Genomic DNA, 19,430 nt, shown 5'->3' with positions numbered 1-19,430 from the left:
GAACGTGAAGCGGAGGTTTCAGAGCTTCACGCGGGCGGCGATCGGCAGGTGGTCGCTCATCGTCCGCGGCAGGGCCCAGGAGGACACCGGCTCGACGCCCTTGACCATGATCTGGTCGATCCGGGCCATCGGGAACGAGGCCGGCCAGCTGAAGCCGAAGCCGTCGCCGGCCGCGCCCTGGGTGGAGCGCAGCTGCGAGGTGACGGCGTTGAGGGCGCGGTCGTTCATGGTGCCGTTGAGGTCGCCGAGGAGGACGATCCGCTCGTGCCGGTCGTCGGCGATGGCCTCGCCGAGCGCGTTGGCGCTGCTGTCGCGCTGGTTGGCGGTGAAGCCGGCGTTCATCTTGACCCGCACGGACGGCAGGTGGGCGACGTACACGGCGACCTCGCCCTGCGGGGTGACGACGGTGGCCCGCATCGCGCGGGTCCAGCCCATCCGGATGTCGACGGGCTGCGCGGCGCGCAGCGGCAGCTTGCTCCAGAGCCCGACCGTGCCCTGCACGGAGTGGTACGGGTACGCCTCCGCGAGGCCGCGCTCGTACGTCGGGACCATGTCGCCCTTGAGTTCCTCCAGGGCCAGCACGTCGGCGCCGGAGCCGGCGAGCTCGCGGGCGGTGCCCTCGGGGTCCGGGTTGTCGGCGTTCACGTTGTGGGTGGCGACGGTCAGGTCGCCACCGGGGGTCGACTTGTCGGCGACGAGGCCGCCGAAGAGGTTGAGCCACACCACGGCCGGCAGCAGCAGGGCGATCAGGGCGGTGGCGGAGCGGCGTACCAGGGCGAGGACGAGCAGCAGCGGCAGGAAGAGGCCGAGCCAGGGCAGGAAGGTCTCGGTGAGGCTGCCCAGGTTGCCGATCTTGTTGGGGATGTCGGAGTGGAACACCATCAGGAGGGTGAGGGCCACCGCCGCGAGGGCGAGCAGGATGCCGCGGCGCCAGATGCCGGGATCGCGGCGCAGCCGGTCGAACGCGGCCCCGAAGCGGGACCCGGAGCGCCCGTTCCCGGCGTCGCCGTGCTCGGTCTCCGTCATGTCCACCCGCGCCATCGCACTGTCCTCACTGCTGCCTTGCCGTCTTGCGTGACCCGTGTCGACACTAGGCGATCCCGGGTCCGTCGTACTCCCCCAGGGACGACACAGGGGCGTGGCGGGTTCCTGCAGGTGGCGCGGGCGCCGCCCCTGTGACAGAACGCGCACATTCGCGCGGCTCGGCACCTTCGCGCCGGTCGGCACCTTCGTACCGCTTCTGATCAGGCACGGGGGCGCAGGCCCTCCATCACCGCGTCGACGACGCGTTCGGCGAGGTCCGGGTCCAGGGTGGCGCCGGGGCGGATGACGGTGCGCAGCAGCAGGGGGCCGGTGAGGAGGTCGTTGACGAACTCGACGTCGAGGTCGTCGCGGATCTCCCCCTGCTCCATGCCGCGCCGCACGGCGTCCAGGCCGAGCTTGCGGCGCGGTTCGATGACGGTGTTCTGGTACGCGTCCCAGAGCTTGGGGTAGCCCTGCATCTGCGAGAACACGCGGTGCAGGACGGCGGAGCTCCGCTTGGCGAGGCCGCGCTGCCGCAGCGACTCCAGGAGCGCGACGAGGTCGTCCCGCACCGAGGTGCCGGGCAGCACCGGGTCCGGGGGCTCCACCGAGCGGACCAGGTCGACGAAGAGCTCCTCCTTGCCGGCCCACCGGCGGTAGATGGTGGCCTTGCCGACGCCGGCGGTGCGGGCGATCCGCTCGACGGACAGGTCGGCGAGCGGAACGCCCTCGTCCAGGAGTCCGGCCGCCGCGTCGAAGATGGCCTGCTCCACCGCCTCGCTCCGGGGCCGCCCCCGGCGGGCGGGCCCGGGCTCGGCGGAGGCGGGCGCGGGCGGCTGCCCCTCGTCGCGGGGGTCCTGGGTCCCGCCGTCCTGCAGCGACACGTGCGCTCCGCCTCTCGTCCGGGGTGGTGGCCCGGTGGTTACCGTCGGGCCGATTCTCCCGCCTCGCCGCCGGGCCCGGATACCGAGGCCCGCCCGGTGTCGCCGGCTCCGGGCGTCGTGGCGGAGCCCGTCGGCTTACGGCCCGGGAGGAAGGCGGCGACCACGGCGGCGCCGGCCAGGGCGATCACGGTCGAGGCGATCGCGGTGACGTGCATGGCGTCGAGGAAGGCGTCGTACGCGGGGGCGACCAGGTCACGGCCCGCCGGGCCGAGCTTCTCCGCGACGGCGAGCGTGGCCTCGACGGACTCGCCGGCCGTGGCGCGCAGGGCGGCCGGGACGGCGCCGAGGTGCCCCTCGATCTCGCCTCGGTAGGTGGAGGAGAGCACCGAGCCGAGGACGGCCACGCCGAGCGCGCCGCCGACCTGCCGGAAGGTGTTGTTGATCGCCGAGCCGGAGCCCGCCTTCTCGCGGGGCAGCGCCTGCATGATCGAGACGGTGACCGGCGGCATGATGTGGGCCATGCCCGCGCCCTGGAGGAAGAACACGACCTCCAGGACCCAGACCGGAGTCGAGGCGTCGAAGACGGCGAAGGCGGCGAGGCCGAGGGCGACGAGCAGCATGCCTCCGGTGCACACCGCCTTGGCGCCGAAGCGTTCGACGACGAGCCGGGCCCGGGGCGCGAAGACCATCTGCGCGACGGCGAGCGGCAGGATGAGCAGCCCGGACTGCAGGGCGCTGTAGCCGCGGACGCTCTGCAGGTAGAAGGCGGAGAAGAAAGTGACGCCCATGAGGGCGAAGAAGACGAGCGCGATCGCGGCGACGGCCGCGGAGAACGCGGGCTTCCGGAAGTGGCTCATGTCGATGGCCGGGTGGTCGCTGCGCTTCTCGTACAGCACGAACCCGGCGAGGACCGCGAGGCCGCCGAGGGCCGGGGCGAGGACGGTGACGTCGGTGAAGTCGGCCAGCTCGCCGCCGCGGATGATGCCGTACACCAGGAGGACGAGGCCGACGACGGAGAGCAGCACGCCCGGTATGTCGATCCGGCCGGGCGCGGGGTCCCGGGAGTCGGGGACGAGCCAGAGCATCAGCGCGAGGGCCAGGACGACGACGGGCACGTTGACGAGGAAGATCGATCCCCACCAGAAGTGTTCGAGGAGGACGCCGCCGGTGATGGGGCCGATCGCGATGGCGAGGCCGACGCTGCCGGCCCAGATGCCGATGGCCTTGGGCTGCTCGTCGCGCTCGAAGACGTTCATGAGGACGGCGAGGGTGGCCGGCATGACGAACGCGGCGCCGAGGCCCATCACGGCCCGGTAGGCGACGAGCTCGCCCGGGGTGCCCGAGAAGGCGGCGAGGGCGGAGCCGATGCCGAAGACGGTGATGCCGAAGAGCAGCACCTTCTTGCGGCCGAGGCGGTCGCCGAGCAGGCCGGAGGTGAAGAGGAGTCCGGCGAAGACCAGCGTGTAGGAGTTGATCGACCACTCCAGCTCGCTCTGGGTGGCGCCGATGCCGGTGGGCGCGGGGGCGGCGATCGTCCTGACCGCCACGTTCAGGATCGAGTTGTCGAGGACGACGATGAGCAGGCTGAGCATGAGGACGCCGAGGACGGCCCAGCGGCGCCGGTGGACGGCCTCGGGCACGCGGGACGGGGCGGGCTGCGGTGACATGCCCACCACCCTAGGGTAATTTCGATACGAGACCGTCTCGTATCGAAATTCCTGACCGAGGCTTTACGTTGCGCCGGTGTGAACAGCGCCACTCGCGCCCACTTCCCCGGCCGCCCGGCGAGGTGCCACCATGGATGTGGTCCGGGGACGCCGTGAGGGCGCCTCGAGATGACACAACAAGGAGCCGTTCACCATGACGCTTCAGGCTGCCCAGAAGACGCCCGCCGACAGCAGCAAGGCGCTGTACGGCGGCAAGGGCTCGCGCCGCATCACCGTCCACGACATCGCCGCCGCCAAGGTCCGCGGCGAGAAGTGGCCCATGCTCACCGCCTACGACGCCATGACCGCCTCCGTCTTCGACGAGGCCGGCATCCCGGTGATCCTCGTCGGGGACTCCATGGGCAACTGTCACCTCGGCTACGACACCACCGTGCCCGTCACGATGGACGAGATGACGATCCTCTCCGCGGCCGTCGTCCGGGGCACCAAGCGCGCCCTCGTCGTCGGCGACCTCCCCTTCGGCTCGTACCAGGAAGGGCCCGTCCAGGCCCTGCGCAGCGCCACCCGGCTGATCAAGGACGCGGGCGTCCACGCGGTCAAGCTGGAGGGCGGCGAGCGCTCGCTGGCCCAGACCGAGCTGCTCGTCCAGGCCGGCATCCCCGTCATGTCCCACCTGGGCCTGACCCCGCAGTCCGTGAACACCATGGGCTACCGGGTGCAGGGCCGCAGCGACGAGGCCGCCCACCGGCTGCTCAGCGACGCCAAGGCGGCGCAGGACGCGGGCGCGTTCGCCGTCGTCCTGGAGCTCGTACCGGCCGAACTGGCCGCCGAGGTCACCCGCTCGCTGCACATCCCGACCATCGGGATCGGCGCCGGCTCCGGCACCGACGCCCAGGTCCTCGTCTGGACCGACATGGCCGGCCTGACCGGCGGCAAGGTCCCGCGCTTCACCAAGCAGTACGCGAACCTCCGCGAGACGCTCGGCGACGCCGCGCGCGCCTTCGCCGAGGACGTCTCCGGCGGGGCGTTCCCCGCCGAGGAGCACACCTTCCACTAGCACTCCCCCGGTCCGTCCGGTCCGGTAGCGCGCGTCCGGACGGACCGGCCCGAGCCATCGCGGCACCACCTACAGCCCGCCGACATCCCCCATCGGCGGGCTGTAGGCCTTCTGTAGGAAGACTGTCGGTGGCACCTGGTCTAGTAACGACCATGACGCGATCACACACCAACGCCGTCGAGGTCCGGGGCCTCGTGAAGCACTTCGGCGAGACGAAGGCCCTCGACGGGGTCGACCTCGACGTACGGGAGGGTACGGTCCTCGGCGTCCTCGGCCCGAACGGCGCGGGGAAGACCACCCTCGTCCGCTGCCTGTCGACCCTGCTCGCCCCCGACTCCGGGACCGCCACCGTCGCCGGCTACGACGTGGTGCGGCAGCCCCGCCAGCTCCGCCGCACCATCGGCCTCACCGGCCAGTACGCCTCGGTCGACGAGAAGCTGTCCGGCTTCGAGAACCTCTACATGATCGGGCGGCTGCTCGACCTCTCCCGCAAGGACGCCCGGAGCCGCGCCGACGAGCTCCTGGAGCGCTTCTCCCTCACCGAGGCCGCCAAGCGGGCCGCGATGACCTACTCCGGCGGCATGCGGCGCCGGCTCGACCTCGCCGCGTCGATGATCGGGAAGCCCGCCGTCCTCTACCTGGACGAGCCGACGACCGGCCTCGACCCGCGGACCCGCAACGAGGTCTGGGACGAGGTCCAGCGGATGGTCTCCGAGGGCGTCACCGTCCTCCTCACCACCCAGTACATGGAGGAGGCGGAGCAGCTCGCGAACGAGCTGACCGTCATCGACCGCGGCCGGGTCATCGCCAACGGCAAGGTCGACGAGCTGAAGGCCAAGGTCGGCGGCCGCACCCTGAAGATCCGCGCCGTGGACCCGGCCGACCTCGGCTCCATGGCGGCCGCGCTGCGCGAGACCGGGCTCGACGGCGTCGCCGGTTCGACCGTGGTGCCCGACGAGGAGGCGCTGTACGTGCCGATCCTCACCGACCAGCAGCTGACCGCCGTCGTGGGCCTGCTCGGCGCGCGCGGCTTCGGCATCGCCCACATCGGCACCCACCTGCCCAGCCTGGACGAGGTGTTCCTCGCGATCACCGGCCAGAAGTCGACCGTGTCCGACGCGCTTCCCGAGGAGGTCGCCGCATGAGCGCCACCACGACCACCACCCAGCTGTCCAAGTCCCCCGTCGGCACCCCCGGGCCCGGCCCGGCCCCGGCGCGCAAGACCTCCGGCGAGGGCCGGATCGGCCTGCGGGCCAACCTCCGCCACATCGGCGCGCTGGCCCGGCGCAACGCCCTCCAGATCAAGCAGGACCCGGAGTCGATGTTCGACGCCGTCCTGATGCCGATCATCTTCATCCTGCTGTTCGTGTACGTCTTCGGCGGCGCGATCGCCGGCAAGGGCAACAACGACGCGTACGTGAACTACGTGACCCCGGGCCTGATGGCGATGATGGGCATGAACATCGCCATGGGCGTCGGAGTCGGCATCAACGACGACTTCAAGAAGGGGGTGATGGACCGGTTCCGGACGATGCCGATCGCCCGCTCCTCCGTCCTCATCGCCAAGATCGTCGTAGAGGTCGGCCGGATGATGATCGCCACCGCGATCCTGCTCGGCACCGGCTTCCTGCTCGGCCTGGAGATCAAGACCTCGTTCGTCGAGCTGCTCGCCGCGATCGGCCTGTCGGTGGTGTTCGGCGCCTCGCTGATGTGGATCTTCATCCTGCTCGGCCTCACCATGAAGACGGCCCAGGCCGTCCAGGGCATGGCCATGCTCGTCCTGATGCCGCTCCAGTTCGGCTCCTCGATCTTCGCCCCGCCGACCTCGATGCCCGGCTGGCTGGAGACCTTCACCGACTACAACCCGCTGTCCAACCTGGCCGACGCCGCCCGTGGCCTCATGAACGGCGGCCCGGTCGCCCACTCGGTGTGGATGACCCTCGGCTGGGCCCTGGCCATCACCGTCGTCACGGCGCCGCTGGCGGTCTCCAAGTTCCGCAAGAAGACCTGACACCGGAGCGGGGGCTCAGGACTCGGCGCGCTCTCTGATCGCGTCGGCGGCGCGACCGAGCAGGGCGGCGGCCTCCTCCAAGGAGAGGCCGCCGCCTTCGGCGTGCGCCACGGCGAACTCGGCCTCGCCGATCACGGACCTGACCAGTTCGGTCGCCTGCTCCAGGTTCTCCCGCTCCAGCGGCGGCGGCAGGTGCTCCGGCGGCACCAGACCGTCCCGGGCGCCGAGCAGCACCGCCCCGGTCCGCGCCGTCCCCGGCTCGCCCAGCCCCGCCAGCGCCCAGGCGGCGCTGACCAGATGGACCGCCGGCATCTGCGGGGCGACCATCATCGACAGCGGACTGAGGGAACGCTCGTACGCCCGCGCGGCGAGGTCGAGCCCCGGCCCGTACCGCCCGTCCAGGTTGTCCAGCCAGCCCAGGCCGCCGATCGCGAAGCCCTCGAAGATGGCGAGGGTCGCGGAGTCGAACTCGCGCCGCAGCAGGTGGAGGTGCTCCCGGGCCTCGGCGGTCCGGCCGGTGCGGCCGAGCGCCAGGGCGAGGAACAACCGGGCACCCAGCACGGGTTCGTGGCCCCATCCGTGGCTGCCGTCCAGGATCCCGCGCAGGATCGCCTCGCCCTCCTCGAGCCGCCCGGTCTCGACGAGGGTGCCCGCGTACCGGGCCCGCAGCAGCGCCATCTGCGACTGGGCGCCGATCCGCTCCGCGTAGCCGATGGCGGCGGCGAAGTCCTCGGCCGCGCCCGCGAATTCGAGCCGTCGCTCGCGGGCCTCGGCGCGGGAGGACAGCGCCTCGGCCGCGCCCCAGGCGTCGCCGAGACGGACGAAGATCTCCAGGCTCTCCTCGGCGTCGGCGCCCGCCTTGTCGGCCCAGTCGGACCGGTTGGCGAACATGTTGGCGCGCATCTGGAGGGCGTTGGCCAGCTCCCAGTCGTAGCCGTGCCGGCGGCAGGCGTCGACGGTCGCGTCGAGGAGCTCCCGCAACCGGCCGGCCTCGCCGATGATGAGGACCGCGAAGACCCCGAAGGAACCGGGCAGCCGACAGGTCTGGGGCAGGCCCGGCTCGTAGACGGCGGTCATCTCCCGCAGCCGCCGCACCCCTTCGGGGGTGGTCCAGCGCCCGGTCTCGTGGTCCATGTTGAGGAGTTCCACCAGCCGCACCCCGCGCCTCGCCTCCCAGCGCTGCTCGTCGGAGAGCGGCGGCGGCAGGGCCGTGCACGGCTCGTGCAGGGGTACGACGGCGGCGGCGGGCGGCGCGAACGGGTCGGGCCCCATTGCGGCGGCGGCCCGCGCCCAGTGCAGGGCGTCGGCGCGCAGGTCGCGCATCTGCCAGTACCAGAGCAGCGCGTGGACGAGGACGAGCGCCTCGTCCTCGTCGTGGGCGGCGACGGCGCGACACAGCGCGGTGCGGATGTTGCCGTACTCGGCCCCGAAGCGGGCGATGGCCTCGACCTGTCCGGCACCGCGCAGTTCAGGGTCGGTACGGCGGGCCAGCTCGCGGTAGTACGTGAGGTGGCGGTGCTCGGTCGCGGCCCGCTCCCCCGCCTCGTCGAGCCGCTCCCCGGCGTACTCCGCGACGGTCTCCAGGAGCCGGTACCGCATGCCGGCCTCACCCGGCACGGCGACCACGAGCGACTTGTCGACGAGGGAGCCGAGCAGGTCGAGGACGTCGGCGGGGGCGGGGAGGGAGGTACGGGCATGGGCGCCGGTTTCGGTGCGGGCGCCGGCGCCCGCCGCTGCGGCTTCGGCTTCGGCTTCGGCTTCGGCTTCGGCACCGGCGTCGGGGGCTCCGCAGACCGCTTCCGCGGCCTCCAGTTCGCTGCCGCCGGTGAACACCGACAGGCGGCGCAGGACGGCCCGTTCGGGCGCGTCGAGGAGGTCCCAGGACCAGTCGACGACCGCGCGCAGGGTCTGCTGGCGGGGCAGCACGGTCCGGGCGCCGGAGGTCAGCAGCCGGAAGCGGTCGTCGAGCCGGTCAGCGATCTGGCGCAGGGTCAGCATCCGCAGCCGGGCCGCGGCCAGCTCGATCGCCAGCGGCAGCCCGTCGAGACGCCGGACGATCTCGGCCGCCGCCTCCGGGTCCTCCTCGGTCCGGAAGCCGGCGCGGACCGCCGCGCCCCGCTCCCCGAACAGTCGCAGCGCGGTCTCGGCCGGCAGCGGCCCCAGCGGGCGCAGCACCTCCCCCGGCACCCCCAGCGGCTCCCGACTCGTCGCCAGGACCCGGAGTCCGGGGCAGCGGGCGAGCAGGGTCTCGGCCAGGCCGGCGGCGGCCCCGACGAGATGCTCGCAGTTGTCGAGGAGCAGCAGCATCCGGCGCCCGGCGCAGTGCTCGACGAGCCGGGCGAGCGGGTCGTCCCCGGCGCGCAGTTCCTCGGCTCCGGCGCCGCGCAGGACGGTCTCGCGGGCGCCCACGGCCGCGAGGACGGCCTCGGGCACGGCCTCCGGATCGCGGACGGCCGCGAGTTCGGCCACCCAGATCCCGTCCGGCCACGCCTCGGCCCCCCGTTCGGCCGCCTCCTGCGACAGCCGCGTCTTCCCGGCCCCGCCGGTCCCGAGCAGGGTGACGAGCCGCGCTCCGCGCAGGTCCTCCCGGAGCGCGGCGATCTCCTCGTCGCGCCCGACGAAGCTGGTCAGCCGGGCCCGGAGGTTCCCGGGACGGCCGGCGGCCCGCGGGCCCGCGGGGGCGGAAGCGGCGCCGGAACCGGACGGTCCGGGGGCGTGGGCGGCGGCCTGCCGCGCCGGACCCGCCTCGGGGGCCGGCGCGGTCTCCGGTGCCGGGTGCGGCACCGGGGCCAACAGTTCCGCGTGGAGGGCGCGCAGGGCCGGCGAGGGGTCCGTGCCGAGGCGGGTGGCGAGGGCGCGGCGGACCGACTCGTACGCGGCGAGCGCCTCGGCGGCCCGCCCGGTGTCCCTGAGGGCGCGGATCCGCAGGGCCTGGAGGAGCTCGTCCAGGGGGTGGGCCGTGCACAGGGCGGTCAGTTCGGGAAGGGCGGCGGACGCCCCGCCGAGGGCGAGGGCCGCGTCGAGCCGGGCGCGGCGGGCGTCGAGCCTGCGGGCCTCCCAGCGGGTGGCCTCGGCCTCGCGGTCCGGCAGGTCGGCGAAGGCGGGCCCGCGCCAGAGCCCCAGGGCCTCGTCGAGGACGGTGGCGGCCCGGGCCGGGTCGCCGGCGCCGAGTGCGGCGACGCCTTCGGCGGCGAGGCGTTCGAAGCGGCGGGCGTCCACGTCCTCGGGGCGGGCGTCGAGCCGGTAGCCGCCCTCGGCGGAGACCACGCCGTCCCGGCCGACGGCCTTGCGCAGCCGCCCGACGAGGGCCTGGAGCGCGGCGACGGCGTCGGCGGGCGGCTCGTCGCCGTGCCACACCTCGTCGACGAGGTCCGGCACGGGCACCGTCCGGCCGGCCCGCAGGACGAGGACGGTCAGCAACGCGCGGACCCGCGGGCCGCCGACGGTGACGTCGGCGCCGTCGGGCGCGTGGGCGAGGGTGGGGCCGAGCACGGAGTAGCGCACGGGCCCCATTCTCCGTGAGACGGTCCCCGGCCGAGGAACTCGCCCCGTCACCCGGTACGTTTCCCCCGCAGACCAGCCCTCCGTCCCTGGGAGTTCCCGCGATGACCACGGCCACCACCCGGCGCCACGAACGGCGGATCAGCCCCGTCTTCCTGGCGATCCTCGCCGTCATGGCCGTGACCGGCTGGGCGGTGTGGACGGACTTCGCCGCCTTGCCCGGCCTGGCGGTCTTCCTCTTCGTGACCTCGGCGTGGGTGGTGTCCCTCTGTCTCCACGAGTACGCGCACGCCCGCACGGCGCTGCACGGCGGGGACATCACGGTGGGCGCGAAGGGCTACCTGACGCTCAACCCGCTCGCCTACACGCACGCGGTGCTGAGCGTCGTCCTGCCGGTGCTTTTCGTGATCATGGGCGGCATCGGTCTGCCGGGCGGGGCGGTCTTCATCGAGCAGGGCCGGATCAAGGGCCGCTGGAAGCACAGCCTGATCTCGGCGGCGGGCCCGCTCGCGAACGTGCTGTTCGCGCTGGTGTGCACGGCCCCGTTCTGGCTGGACGCCCTCGACGGCGTCCCGCTCGCGTTCCGGTTCGCGCTGGCCTTCCTGGCGTTCCTCCAGGTGACCGCGGCGCTCCTGAACCTGCTGCCGGTGCCGGGGCTCGACGGCTACGGGGTGCTGGAGCCCTGGCTGTCGTACAAGGTGAAGCGGCAGATCGAGCCGTACGCCCCGTACGGCTTCTTCATCGTGATCGCGCTGCTGTTCGTGCCGGCGGTCAACGACGCGTTCTTCGACGCGATCGACGCGCTGATGCGCTCGCTCGGGGTGCCGGAGCTGAGCCGCTACTGCGGTTCGCAGCTCTTCCGGTTCTGGGAGGAGACCCCGGAGTCCTGCCAGGTCTGAGCCGGGTCCGGGCCGGGTCCGGTCGTGAACCACAGCCGGCTCCGGCCGTGGTTCACGACCGGTTCGAAGCCGCGTCCTGGGCCCGGTCCGGGGTCCACCGGACCGCTCGTCCGGGATCCGCCGGACCGCCTAGGCGTCGGTGGCCTCGGCGGCCTTCTCGGCCTTGGCGCGGCGGATGTAGTACCAGGCCATGTTGGAGGACAGGCCCGCGAGGAGGACCCAGATCACGCCCAGGAAGTTGCCCTGGACGAAGGAGACGACGGCCGCGGCGACGGCCAGGGCGCAGACCACGAGGGCGTAGAGGGCGAGGCGGGGCATGGGGGACGGCTCCTGTCCGGGTACGGCTGATGGTGCCCGTCCAGTGTCCCCCATGCCCGGAAGCGTCCGGTCTCCGGCTCCGCGCCCGGCGGGGGCGGCTCAGATGTCGGTGACCCGCAGCCCGGCGTGGGCCTTGTAGCGGCGGTTGACCGAGATGAGGTTCGCGACGAGCGACTCGACCTGGTGGGCGTTGCGCAGCCGCCCGGCGAAGACGCCGCGCATGCCGGCGATGCGGCCGGCGAGGGCCTGGACGATCTCGACGTCGGCGCGCTCCTCGCCGAGGACCATCACGTCCGTGTCGATCTCCTCCAGGGAGGCGTCCTGGAGGAGGACGGCGGAGAGGTGGTGGAAGGCGGCGGTGACCCGGGAGTCCGGGAGCAGCGCGGCGGCCTGCTCGGCGGCGGAGCCCTCCTCGGGCTTCAGGGCGTAGGCGCCCTTCTTGTCGAAGCCGAGCGGGTTGACGCAGTCGACGACGAGCTTGCCGACGAGCTCCTCGCGCAGGGACTCCAGGGTCTTGGCGTGCCCGTCCCACGGCACGGCGACGATCACGACGTCGCTGCGGCGGGCGACCTCCGCGTTGTCGGCGCCCTCGACGCCGTGGCCGATCTCCGCGGCCACGTCGCGGGCCCGGTCGGCGGCCCGGGAGCCGATGAGCACCCGCTGGCCGGCCTTGGCGAGCCGGTAGGCGAGGCCGCGGCCCTGGTCGCCGGTGCCGCCGAGCACGCCGACGACGAGACCGGAGACGTCGGGGAGGTCCCAGGGGTCCTTCGGGGCGGGCTTGCTGTCAGTCGTAGTCATGGCCTCGACATTACCGACCGGTCGGGTCCGGGGGCTCCCGTACGGGTGGAACGTCGGCAACCGGCCGCGCGCCGGGCGTGGCTGGGGCAGGATGCGGGCCCATGGATGCCGTACGGGTCGCGTTGCTGCGGGAAGTGCTCGCCGGGACGGAGTGGCCGGGGGCGGCCCGCCGGTTCGCGGGGTCGCTCCGGTCGTCGCTCGTCCCGCACCGGGGCGGGCTGCTCCTGGTGGGCACGGAGGAGTACGAGCCCTGGCACCTGGCGGCGCACCTGGTCGACGAGGCCGCCTGGTCGGGGCTCCCCGAGCTGGCGCCGACTCTGGTGCGGCACCGGGTGCGGCCCGGCGATCCGGCGCACCTGGCGGTCGGGCTCGGTCGTCTGGAGGCGGCGGGCCGCGGGGCGACGCTGCTGATGGTGGCGCCGGAACGGCCGGACGCGGGCCTGCTCCAGCGGGTGCACGACGCCCGTCGGGCGGGGGCGACGGTGCTCTCCCTCGACGGCGGCGACGCGGAGGTGCGGGGGCTCGCCCACGAGGCGCTCACGGTGGCGGAGGACGCGGGTGTGGACCTGGACACGGTGCAGCACCTGGTGAGCGCCGCGGCCGGTGAGAACAGCCTGCCGTCGCCCCGTGGCGGCCGCCGCCTCCGTGACCGCCTCTCCGACCTCGCGGACCGCCTGACGGCCCCGCCGCCGGCCCGCTGGTAGCGCCGGCACGCCCGCGGGCCGGACCGGGTGCCCGCGCTGCCGGCGGGCTCGCGGCGGCTGCCGGCGGGCCGGCGGCGGGGCCGTAATTCGGTTGCCCCCGGCAGGCGGCGGCCGGAGCATGGCCCCTCGTGTCCTCCCCCGTGTTCTCCAAGCTCTCCGGCCTGCTGCCCGATCTGGCGCCGTGGCGGTCGTCCCCCGACTTCCGGCTGCTGTGGGTGCAGGGGCTCGTGACGTACTTCAGCAGCGCGATGGCGATGATCGCCCTGCCGCTGCAGATCAAGGAGCTGACGGGTTCGCCGCTCGCGGTCGGCGCGATGGGCGCGGTCGAGCTGGTGCCGCTGGTGGTGTTCGGCCTGTACGGCGGGGCGCTCGCGGACGCGGTGGACCGGCGGAAGGTGATCCTGGGGACGGAGGCGGGGCTCGGTGTCCTGGCCGGTCTGCTGCTGGTCAACGCGCTGCTGCCGGAGCCGATGCTGTGGCCGCTGTACGTGGTGGCCGCCGGGGTCTCGGCACTCGCGGGGCTCCAGCGTCCGGCGCTGGACTCGCTGCTCGCCCGGATCGTGCCGCACGAGCAGCAGACGGCGGCGGCCGCGCTGAACTCGCTGCGCTGGCAGATGGGCTCGATCGCGGGTCCGGCGATCGCGGGGCTCGTCGTGGCGTACGCGGGGCACGCGCCCGCGTACGGGGTGACGATCGCCGGCTTCGCGGTCTCGGTCCTGCTGTGCCGCCGTCTGACCCCCGCGCCCGCCGCGCACGACGCGGAGAAGCCCTCGCTGCGGGGCATCGCGGAGGGGGCACGGTACGCCTGGTCGCGGCCGGTGCTGCTCGGCACGTACGCGATCGACCTGGCGGCGATGTTCTTCGCCTTCCCGAACACGATCTTCCCGTTCCTCACGGACGAGCTGGACGCCGACTGGTCCCTCGGTCTGATGTACGCGGCGGGCTCGGTCGGCTCGCTGGTGCTCGGGCTGACCAGCGGCTGGACCTCGAAGGTGCGGCGGCACGGGCTGCTCGTGGTCGGGGGCGCGGCCGGCTGGGGTCTGGCGATCGCGGCGGCCGGCTGGTTCGGCAACGTCTGGCTGGTGCTGCTCTGCCTGGCCTTCGCCGGCGCGGGCGACATGCTGAGCGGGCTCGGCCGGGCCACGATCTGGAACCAGACGATCCCCGAGGAGCTGCGCGGCCGGCTCGCCGGCATCGAGGTGCTCTCCTACAGCGTCGGCCCGCAGCTGGGTCAGGTCAGGGCGGGCGTGATGGCCGGCTGGACCGGCACCCGTGCGGCGGTCTGGACGGGCGGCGTGGCCTGCGTCGCCTCGGTGGGGCTGCTCTGCCTGGCGCTGCCGAAGCTGCTGACGTACGACTCCGACACGGACGAGGACTCGCTGCGCCGCAAGGCCCAGCAGGAACAGGAAGAGGCCCGGCAGGGGGCCGCCGGGACCGTCTGAGCGGTCCCGGCGGCCCGGGCGCGGTCACTCGTCCGGCGTCCGGTCCTTCCCGGCCTCGTCGTGCCAGCGCGGGTCGGTCTCCCACTCCAGGTTCCGCTCGCGGGCGGTCTCCATGGCGTGGGCGGCCTCCTCACGGCTGGCGTACGGGCCGAACCGGTTCTTGGCGGGGCACTCGGGGCCCTCCTCGACCTTCTTGTGCTCCAGGCAGTAGTACCACTCGCCCGGCTTGCCCACGGTGCGCTTCTTGAACAGGGCCATCGTCGTCGGCTCCTTCCTCCGAGACCATGCTGCCCCACACCCGGTCGTTAGACTCGCTGGCATGTCTGGCCAGTCGCTTCTCGTACCGGGGGAGCTCTCCCCCCACCGCTCCGTTCCGGGCTCCATCCGCCGCCCCGAGTACGTCGGGAAGCCCGCACCCGCGCCGTACACCGGGCCCGAGGTGCAGGATTCCGACACCATCGAACGGATGCGGATCGCCGGCCGCATCGCCGCCCAGGCGATGGAGGAGGCCGCCAAGCACATCGCTCCGGGTGTCACCACCGACGAGCTCGACCGGGTCGCCCACGAGTACATGTGCGACCACGGCGCCTACCCCTCGACCCTCGGCTACCGCGGCTTCCCGAAGTCGCTGTGCGCCTCGATCAACGAGGTCATCTGTCACGGCATCCCGGACTCCACGGTGCTGCGGGACGGCGACATCGTGAACCTCGACGTGACGGCGTACATCAACGGCGTCCACGGCGACAACAACGCCACCTACCTGTGCGGTGACGTCGACGAGGAGTCGCGGCTGCTCGTCGAGCGGACCCGGGAGTCCCTGAACCGGGCGATCAAGGCGGTCAAGCCGGGCCGTCAGATCAACATCATCGGGCGGGTGATCGAGTCGTACGCCAAGCGCTTCGGCTACGGCGTCGTCCGTGACTTCACCGGGCACGGCATCAACTCGTCGTTCCACTCCGGCCTGATCGTCCCGCACTACGACTCCCCCCACCACACCACCGAGATCAAGACCGGCATGACCTTCACGATCGAGCCGATGCTGACGCTCGGCACCCACGACTACGACATGTGGGACGACGGCTGGACCGTGGTGACCAAGGACCGGAAGCGGACCGCGCAGTTCGAGCACACGCTCGTCGTGACCGAGAACGGGGCCGAAATCCTTACGTTGCCCTGACCGCGCGAAGGGGTACGTTTTTACCGACAGGACGTCGGGAACCAGTTGACTTAGGTAAGCCTAACTCGGCAGGATCGTCACTGGTTCCCGTCCCATCGGTCTCGGAGGCACGCCTTGGACACGCCCTTCTCCACCCTGATCCGTACGGCCTCGCACGAGCAGCACACGGAGGCGGAGACGTCGTCCTTCATGGGAGACCTGCTGGGCGGACGCCTGGCGGTCGACGCCTACGCGCGGTACACCGAGCAGCTCTGGTTCGTGTACCAGGCCCTGGAGGAGGGGGCGGAGGCGCTCCGCGACGACCCGGTCGCCGGGCCCTTCATACAGCCCGAGCTGTTCCGCACGGCCGCCCTGGAGCAGGACCTCGCCCATCTGCGCGGCCCCGAGTGGCGTGCCGGGCTCACCGCGCTGCCCGCCACCGTGGCGTACGCCGAGCGGGTCGCCGAGTGCGCCCGTGACTGGCCGGCCGGTTACGTGGCCCACCACTACACGCGCTACCTGGGCGACCTGTCGGGCGGTCAGATCATCCGTGACAAGGCGGAGCGGACCTGGGGCTTCGCGCGCAAGGGCGACGGCGTGCGGTTCTACGTCTTCGAGGAGATCTCCAACCCGGCCGCGTTCAAGCGGACGTACCGGGAGCTGCTCGACGGGGTGAACGCCGACGACCTGGAGAAGCAGCGGATCGTCGACGAGTGCAAGCGCGCCTTCGACTTCAACAGCGCGGTCTTCCACCAGCTGGGCGGCGAGTTCCCGCTCAGCGCCTGACACGACTCGGCGCCCTGACCGTTCGGCGCGGGCGGTCGGTTCGCGCCGGCGCGCGGCGGGCCGCGCCCTCGGCGCGAGCGGTCGGCGCATGAGCGGTCGGCGGCCGGGCGCCGGCCGCCCGGCGTTCAGCGCGTGAGCGTTCCCTCCAGGCGGACCCGTCCGCCCAACTCCACGATGCCGTCAGGGCCGGGCGCGGTGAGCAGCTGCGAACCCCGGCCCTGCGTGATGTTCAGGGCCCGTCCCAGCTCGGCCGTGAGGAGCAGCGCGGCCGCGCCGGTCGCCTCGTCCTCGTCGATGCCGTCGCCGCGCCCAGGGAAGCCCCGCGCCCTGATCCGGCCCGCGGCCTCCTCCTCCCAGGCCCAGGCGTAGATCCACTCGCCCGGCTCGGGCACGTCGAGCGCCTCCACCTCGGCGGCGGAGCCGTACTGGCGCAGCGTCCGGGGCGGTGCCCAGTCGGCGCGCGCCTCGATCCAGGTGAACTCCCCGTCCCCGCGCACCCACACCTCGCCGGCCGACGGGCGGACGACCTCCAGGTCGAGCAGCCAGGCGGCGCCGATGAGCGGGTATCCGGCGAACGGCAACCGCACGCTGGGCGTGTAGATGTCGACGATCCCGCGCTCCGGGTCGTCGACGAACACCGTCTCGCTGAAGCCGAGTTCCTTGGCGAGCGCCTGCCGGGCGGCCTCGTCGGGGTGGGTGCGGGCGTCCCGTACGACTCCGAGGGCGTTGCCGTGCCGGCCGTCGCCCGTACAGAAGACGCGGAGGACGTCGATGTCAGTGGCGGTCGTGTTCATGGCGGAATTCAACCACCCGCGGGTACGGCGGCAGGGCCGCATCCGGTGATCGGGGGCGGCCCTGTCTGCGGGAGGGTGGCTGGTCAGGAGCCCAGGGCGTGGCGGCGTACGGCGGTGACGACGGCCGCGCCCGCACCGGCGGTCAGGCCGGAGGCGGCGAGGAGGAGGCCGGTCGGGGCGTCGGAGCCGGTGGCGGCGAGGGCGGCGGCGCCGTCGGGCGAGCCGACCGATCCGGCACCGCCGAAGGTCCCGCCGAAGGTCCCGCCGAAGGTCCCGCCGAAGGTCCCGCCGAAGGTCCCGCCGAAGGTCCCGTCGAAGGTCCCGTCGCCCGCCGTGGCGCCGTTCGACGTGGTGCCGCCCGCGAGTGGCGGCCCGTACGGTCGCGGCCCCGGCCGAACTCCCCCCGGGCGTCCTCACCGCCCTCCTCGGCCGCCCCTTCTTCTGGCTGCCGCGCAGGACCCGTCGCAGGCAAGGTGGTTGGGCATGACGTCCGTACGGTTCGGTCGACTGCTCGCGCACCGGCGCGCGCGGACGCTCCCCTCCCCCGCCGCGCCCCGCGCGCTCGTCGCCGAGGCCGTCGGGCTGCGGATCGCCCGTGGCGGCCGGACGGTGCTCGACGGGGTGGGGATCGGGGGCCGGGGGCCGGGGGGCCGGTGACTGGTCGGCCGGCGAACTCGTCCTGCGGCGTGCGGTGCTGCCGCAGGCCGCCGCGCTCTCCTTCCCGTTCCCGTGGCCGAGGTGGTGCGGATGGGCCGGGAACGCGCGACGGCCGGTGACGCGGTGGTGGTCCTGCACGGCCTGGGGCTCGCCGCCGCCCACGCGGACCGGGTCGCGGTGCTGCACGACGGGCGGATCGCGGCGGACGGCCCTCCTTCGGAGGTGCTCGGCGCGGAGTTGCCGAGCCGGGTCCACCGGCAGCCGGTGGAGGTGTTCCCGCATCCGCGGACGGGCGTTCCGCTGGTGGTCCCGGAGCGCACCGGCGCCGCCGCACCGGACCGTGCCCGGCCGGTGATGCCGGAGCGTACCGAGGAGTAGGGCAAATCGAGGCAATTCCCCCCGCTTGACCTGTCCTTGACCAAGTGTTGAAAGCCCCGTGAGGACCCTGTGACCCGGCTGTGTCCAGTTCACCGGGCCTGAGAGCTGAATCACTGGACGGGTGGGTATCGCTGAGGTAAGCCTCGGTTAAGTTAGGTCCGCCTCACCCACGTCCCCCCGTTCCTGGAGCCCTCATGCGAGCCGTTCGCCTCTCCGTCGTCACCGCCGCCGCGACGGCGGCCGCTCTGACCGCCGTCACGGGCTGCGCCGAGAAAAGCGACTCCAAGGCCGACGACGGCACCGTCACCGTCGTCGCCAAGGACGACTCCTGCGAGGTCTCCAAGAAGGAGTTCCCCGCCGGTCACGTGAAGCTGGCCGTCGAGAACCGCGGCTCCAAGGTCACCGAGGTCTACGTCCTCTTCCCGGACGACCGGATCGTCACCGAGCGCGAGAACATCGGCCCCGGCACCAAGGCGACCATCACCGCCGAGATCAAGGCCGGCGACTACGCCATCGCCTGCAAGCCCGGCATGAAGGGCGACGGCATCCGCCAGCAGGTCAAGGCGACCGGCAAGGACACCACGACCGCCAAGCGCTCCCCCGAGATGGACGCGGCCGTCGCCGCCTACCGCCAGTACGTCCAGGCGCAGGCCGACGCCACCCTCCCCAAGGTGAAGGTCTTCACCGACGCCGTCCGCGCCGGTGACGTCGAGGCCGCGAAGAAGGCGTACGCCGAGTCCCGCATCGGCTGGGAGCGCACCGAGCCGGTCGCCGAGTCCTTCGGCGACATCGACCCGAAGGTCGACGTCCGCGAGGACGGCCTGGAGGAGGGCCAGGACCCGGCCAAGGACTGGACCGGCTGGCACCGCCTGGAGAAGGCCCTCTGGCAGGACAAGAAGATCGGCGCGACCGAGAAGACCCTCGCCGACACCCTCGACAAGGACCTCGCGGACTGGGTGAAGCGCGTCGGCAAGGCCGAGATCACCCCGACCTCGATGGCCAACGGCGCCAAGGAGCTCCTCGACGAGGTCGCCAGCGGCAAGGTCACCGGCGAGGAGGAGCGCTACTCGCACACCGACCTCGTCGACTTCAAGGCGAACGTCGAGGGCGCGCAGAAGTCCTTCGAGCTGCTCAAGCCGGTCGCCGCGAAGAACGACCCGAAGCTCGTCGCCGAACTCGACAAGCAGTTCGCCGCGCTGAACACGCTGCTCGACAAGTACCGCGCGGACAAGAACAGCTACGTCTTCACCTCGTACGACAAGGTCGGCAAGGCCGAGCGCAAGGAGCTCTCCGACGGCGTCAACGCGCTGGCCGAGCCGCTCTCCAAGCTCGCCGCCGCGGTCGTCAAGTAGTCG

At 73.1% G+C, this 19,430-nt stretch carries 17 protein-coding genes and 2 pseudogenes; 11 read left to right on the top strand and 8 right to left on the bottom strand.

Annotated features, from left to right (window positions below; genetic code table 11):
• Positions 1-18: 18 nt before the first annotated feature.
• From OO54_RS32725 to OO54_RS32715, 3 genes are all read right to left on the bottom strand, one after another.
• Positions 19-1,041: an endonuclease/exonuclease/phosphatase family protein gene (locus OO54_RS32725; protein ID WP_033209680.1), complete on the bottom strand. Its 1,023-nt coding sequence runs from the start codon at positions 1,039-1,041 to the stop codon at positions 19-21.
• A 203-nt stretch (positions 1,042-1,244) separates the two neighbouring features.
• Positions 1,245-1,907 (bottom strand): TetR/AcrR family transcriptional regulator, encoded by a 663-nt coding sequence (locus tag OO54_RS32720; protein ID WP_033209678.1) that lies wholly within the window; start codon positions 1,905-1,907, stop codon positions 1,245-1,247.
• Between the two features lie 38 nt (positions 1,908-1,945).
• On the bottom strand, positions 1,946-3,574 hold the full coding sequence (locus OO54_RS32715) for an MFS transporter (protein ID WP_033209676.1): 1,629 nt from the start codon (positions 3,572-3,574) through the stop codon (positions 1,946-1,948).
• Positions 3,575-3,767: 193 nt separating this feature from the next.
• On the opposite strand from OO54_RS32715, the gene panB reads away from it, so the two are divergent.
• The 3 genes from panB (at position 3,768) to OO54_RS32700 (ending at position 6,642) form a co-directional block, all read left to right on the top strand.
• Complete coding sequence (gene panB / locus OO54_RS32710) at positions 3,768-4,631, top strand: 3-methyl-2-oxobutanoate hydroxymethyltransferase (protein ID WP_033209674.1); 864 nt, start codon at positions 3,768-3,770, stop codon at positions 4,629-4,631.
• 152 nt (positions 4,632-4,783) lie between these two features.
• Positions 4,784-5,776 carry an ATP-binding cassette domain-containing protein gene (locus tag OO54_RS32705; RefSeq protein ID WP_033209672.1) on the top strand — a complete coding sequence of 331 codons (993 nt, stop codon included), beginning with the start codon at positions 4,784-4,786 and terminating at the stop codon, positions 5,774-5,776.
• Positions 5,773-6,642 carry an ABC transporter permease gene (locus OO54_RS32700; RefSeq protein ID WP_033209670.1) on the top strand — a complete coding sequence of 290 codons (870 nt, stop codon included), beginning with the start codon at positions 5,773-5,775 and terminating at the stop codon, positions 6,640-6,642. Before OO54_RS32705 ends, OO54_RS32700 begins: the two co-directional genes overlap by 4 nt.
• 15 nt (positions 6,643-6,657) lie before the next feature.
• On the opposite strand, the gene OO54_RS32695 is transcribed toward OO54_RS32700, so the two are convergent.
• Entirely contained in the window at positions 6,658-10,146 is a 3,489-nt protein-coding gene (locus OO54_RS32695; protein ID WP_033209669.1) for an AfsR/SARP family transcriptional regulator, read from the bottom strand.
• A gap of 101 nt (positions 10,147-10,247) precedes the next feature.
• Here OO54_RS32695 and OO54_RS32690 point away from each other — a divergent pair, with 101 nt between their 5' ends.
• Positions 10,248-11,042: a site-2 protease family protein gene (locus OO54_RS32690; protein ID WP_033209667.1), complete on the top strand. Its 795-nt coding sequence runs from the start codon at positions 10,248-10,250 to the stop codon at positions 11,040-11,042.
• A gap of 129 nt (positions 11,043-11,171) precedes the next feature.
• On the opposite strand, the gene OO54_RS32685 is transcribed toward OO54_RS32690, so the two are convergent.
• Both OO54_RS32685 and npdG read right to left on the bottom strand, forming a co-directional pair.
• A complete protein-coding gene (locus OO54_RS32685; RefSeq protein WP_078905459.1) occupies positions 11,172-11,414 on the bottom strand; it encodes a hypothetical protein in 243 nt (80 codons plus the stop codon).
• Between the two features lie 45 nt (positions 11,415-11,459).
• Positions 11,460-12,158, bottom strand: a complete 699-nt coding sequence (gene npdG / locus OO54_RS32680; protein ID WP_017238955.1) for an NADPH-dependent F420 reductase — start codon at positions 12,156-12,158, stop codon at positions 11,460-11,462.
• A gap of 101 nt (positions 12,159-12,259) precedes the next feature.
• Here npdG and OO54_RS32675 point away from each other — a divergent pair, with 101 nt between their 5' ends.
• Positions 12,260-12,862: a hypothetical protein gene (locus tag OO54_RS32675; protein ID WP_033209661.1), complete on the top strand. Its 603-nt coding sequence runs from the start codon at positions 12,260-12,262 to the stop codon at positions 12,860-12,862.
• Between the two features lie 128 nt (positions 12,863-12,990).
• Positions 12,991-14,304: an MFS transporter gene (locus OO54_RS41870; RefSeq protein WP_106970139.1), complete on the top strand. Its 1,314-nt coding sequence runs from the start codon at positions 12,991-12,993 to the stop codon at positions 14,302-14,304.
• Positions 14,305-14,328: 24 nt separating this feature from the next.
• Here the strand turns inward: OO54_RS41870 and OO54_RS32665 are convergent, their stop codons facing one another.
• Positions 14,329-14,562: a hypothetical protein gene (locus OO54_RS32665; RefSeq protein WP_017238958.1), complete on the bottom strand. Its 234-nt coding sequence runs from the start codon at positions 14,560-14,562 to the stop codon at positions 14,329-14,331.
• 61 nt (positions 14,563-14,623) lie between these two features.
• Here OO54_RS32665 and map point away from each other — a divergent pair, with 61 nt between their 5' ends.
• Positions 14,624-15,481, top strand: coding sequence for a type I methionyl aminopeptidase (gene map / locus OO54_RS32660; RefSeq protein ID WP_033209659.1), 858 nt, complete (start codon positions 14,624-14,626; stop codon positions 15,479-15,481).
• 114 nt (positions 15,482-15,595) lie between these two features.
• Positions 15,596-16,246, top strand: a complete 651-nt coding sequence (locus tag OO54_RS32655; RefSeq protein WP_033209657.1) for a biliverdin-producing heme oxygenase — start codon at positions 15,596-15,598, stop codon at positions 16,244-16,246.
• A gap of 125 nt (positions 16,247-16,371) precedes the next feature.
• On the opposite strand, the gene OO54_RS32650 is transcribed toward OO54_RS32655, so the two are convergent.
• A complete protein-coding gene (locus OO54_RS32650; protein WP_033209655.1) occupies positions 16,372-17,040 on the bottom strand; it encodes a PhzF family phenazine biosynthesis protein in 669 nt (222 codons plus the stop codon).
• Between the two features lie 364 nt (positions 17,041-17,404).
• On the opposite strand from OO54_RS32650, the pseudogene OO54_RS44170 reads away from it, so the two are divergent.
• The 3 genes and pseudogenes from OO54_RS44170 to efeO form a co-directional block, all read left to right on the top strand.
• Positions 17,405-17,527: pseudogene (locus OO54_RS44170) on the top strand (iron ABC transporter permease); the annotation flags it as partial.
• A pseudogene (locus tag OO54_RS43110) lies at positions 17,524-18,075 on the top strand (ATP-binding cassette domain-containing protein). The pseudogenes OO54_RS44170 and OO54_RS43110, both read left to right, overlap by 4 nt.
• A 194-nt stretch (positions 18,076-18,269) precedes the next feature.
• The gene (gene efeO, locus OO54_RS32640; RefSeq protein ID WP_033209653.1) at positions 18,270-19,427 is read left to right on the top strand and encodes an iron uptake system protein EfeO; all 1,158 of its coding nucleotides are present in this window, start codon (positions 18,270-18,272) and stop codon (positions 19,425-19,427) included.
• Positions 19,428-19,430 lie beyond the last annotated feature (3 nt).

Origin of the sequence: Streptomyces wedmorensis (assembly GCF_000716445.1) — a bacterium.
Taxonomy (GTDB): domain Bacteria; phylum Actinomycetota; class Actinomycetes; order Streptomycetales; family Streptomycetaceae; genus Streptomyces; species Streptomyces wedmorensis.
The sequence above is the reverse complement of the archived record's forward strand: the minus strand, read 5'-3'. Positions and strand labels throughout refer to the sequence as shown.

Excerpts from the sequence above, each read along its gene's own strand:
- OO54_RS32690 (WP_033209667.1), top strand. The coding sequence starts at position 10,248 with ATGACCACGGCCACCACCCGGCGCCACGAACGGCGGATCAGCCCCGTC.
- OO54_RS32715 (WP_033209676.1), bottom strand. The coding sequence starts at position 3,574 with ATGTCACCGCAGCCCGCCCCGTCCCGCGTGCCCGAGGCCGTCCACCGG.
- OO54_RS32705 (WP_033209672.1), top strand. The coding sequence starts at position 4,784 with ATGACGCGATCACACACCAACGCCGTCGAGGTCCGGGGCCTCGTGAAG.
- OO54_RS32675 (WP_033209661.1), top strand. The coding sequence starts at position 12,260 with ATGGATGCCGTACGGGTCGCGTTGCTGCGGGAAGTGCTCGCCGGGACG.
- OO54_RS32685 (WP_078905459.1), bottom strand. The coding sequence starts at position 11,414 with ATGGGGGACACTGGACGGGCACCATCAGCCGTACCCGGACAGGAGCCG.
- panB (WP_033209674.1), top strand. The coding sequence starts at position 3,768 with ATGACGCTTCAGGCTGCCCAGAAGACGCCCGCCGACAGCAGCAAGGCG.
- OO54_RS32700 (WP_033209670.1), top strand. The coding sequence starts at position 5,773 with ATGAGCGCCACCACGACCACCACCCAGCTGTCCAAGTCCCCCGTCGGC.
- OO54_RS32725 (WP_033209680.1), bottom strand. The coding sequence starts at position 1,041 with ATGGCGCGGGTGGACATGACGGAGACCGAGCACGGCGACGCCGGGAAC.
- efeO (WP_033209653.1), top strand. The coding sequence starts at position 18,270 with ATGCGAGCCGTTCGCCTCTCCGTCGTCACCGCCGCCGCGACGGCGGCC.
- OO54_RS32650 (WP_033209655.1), bottom strand. The coding sequence starts at position 17,040 with ATGAACACGACCGCCACTGACATCGACGTCCTCCGCGTCTTCTGTACG.
- OO54_RS32665 (WP_017238958.1), bottom strand. The coding sequence starts at position 14,562 with ATGGCCCTGTTCAAGAAGCGCACCGTGGGCAAGCCGGGCGAGTGGTAC.
- map (WP_033209659.1), top strand. The coding sequence starts at position 14,624 with ATGTCTGGCCAGTCGCTTCTCGTACCGGGGGAGCTCTCCCCCCACCGC.
- npdG (WP_017238955.1), bottom strand. The coding sequence starts at position 12,158 with ATGACTACGACTGACAGCAAGCCCGCCCCGAAGGACCCCTGGGACCTC.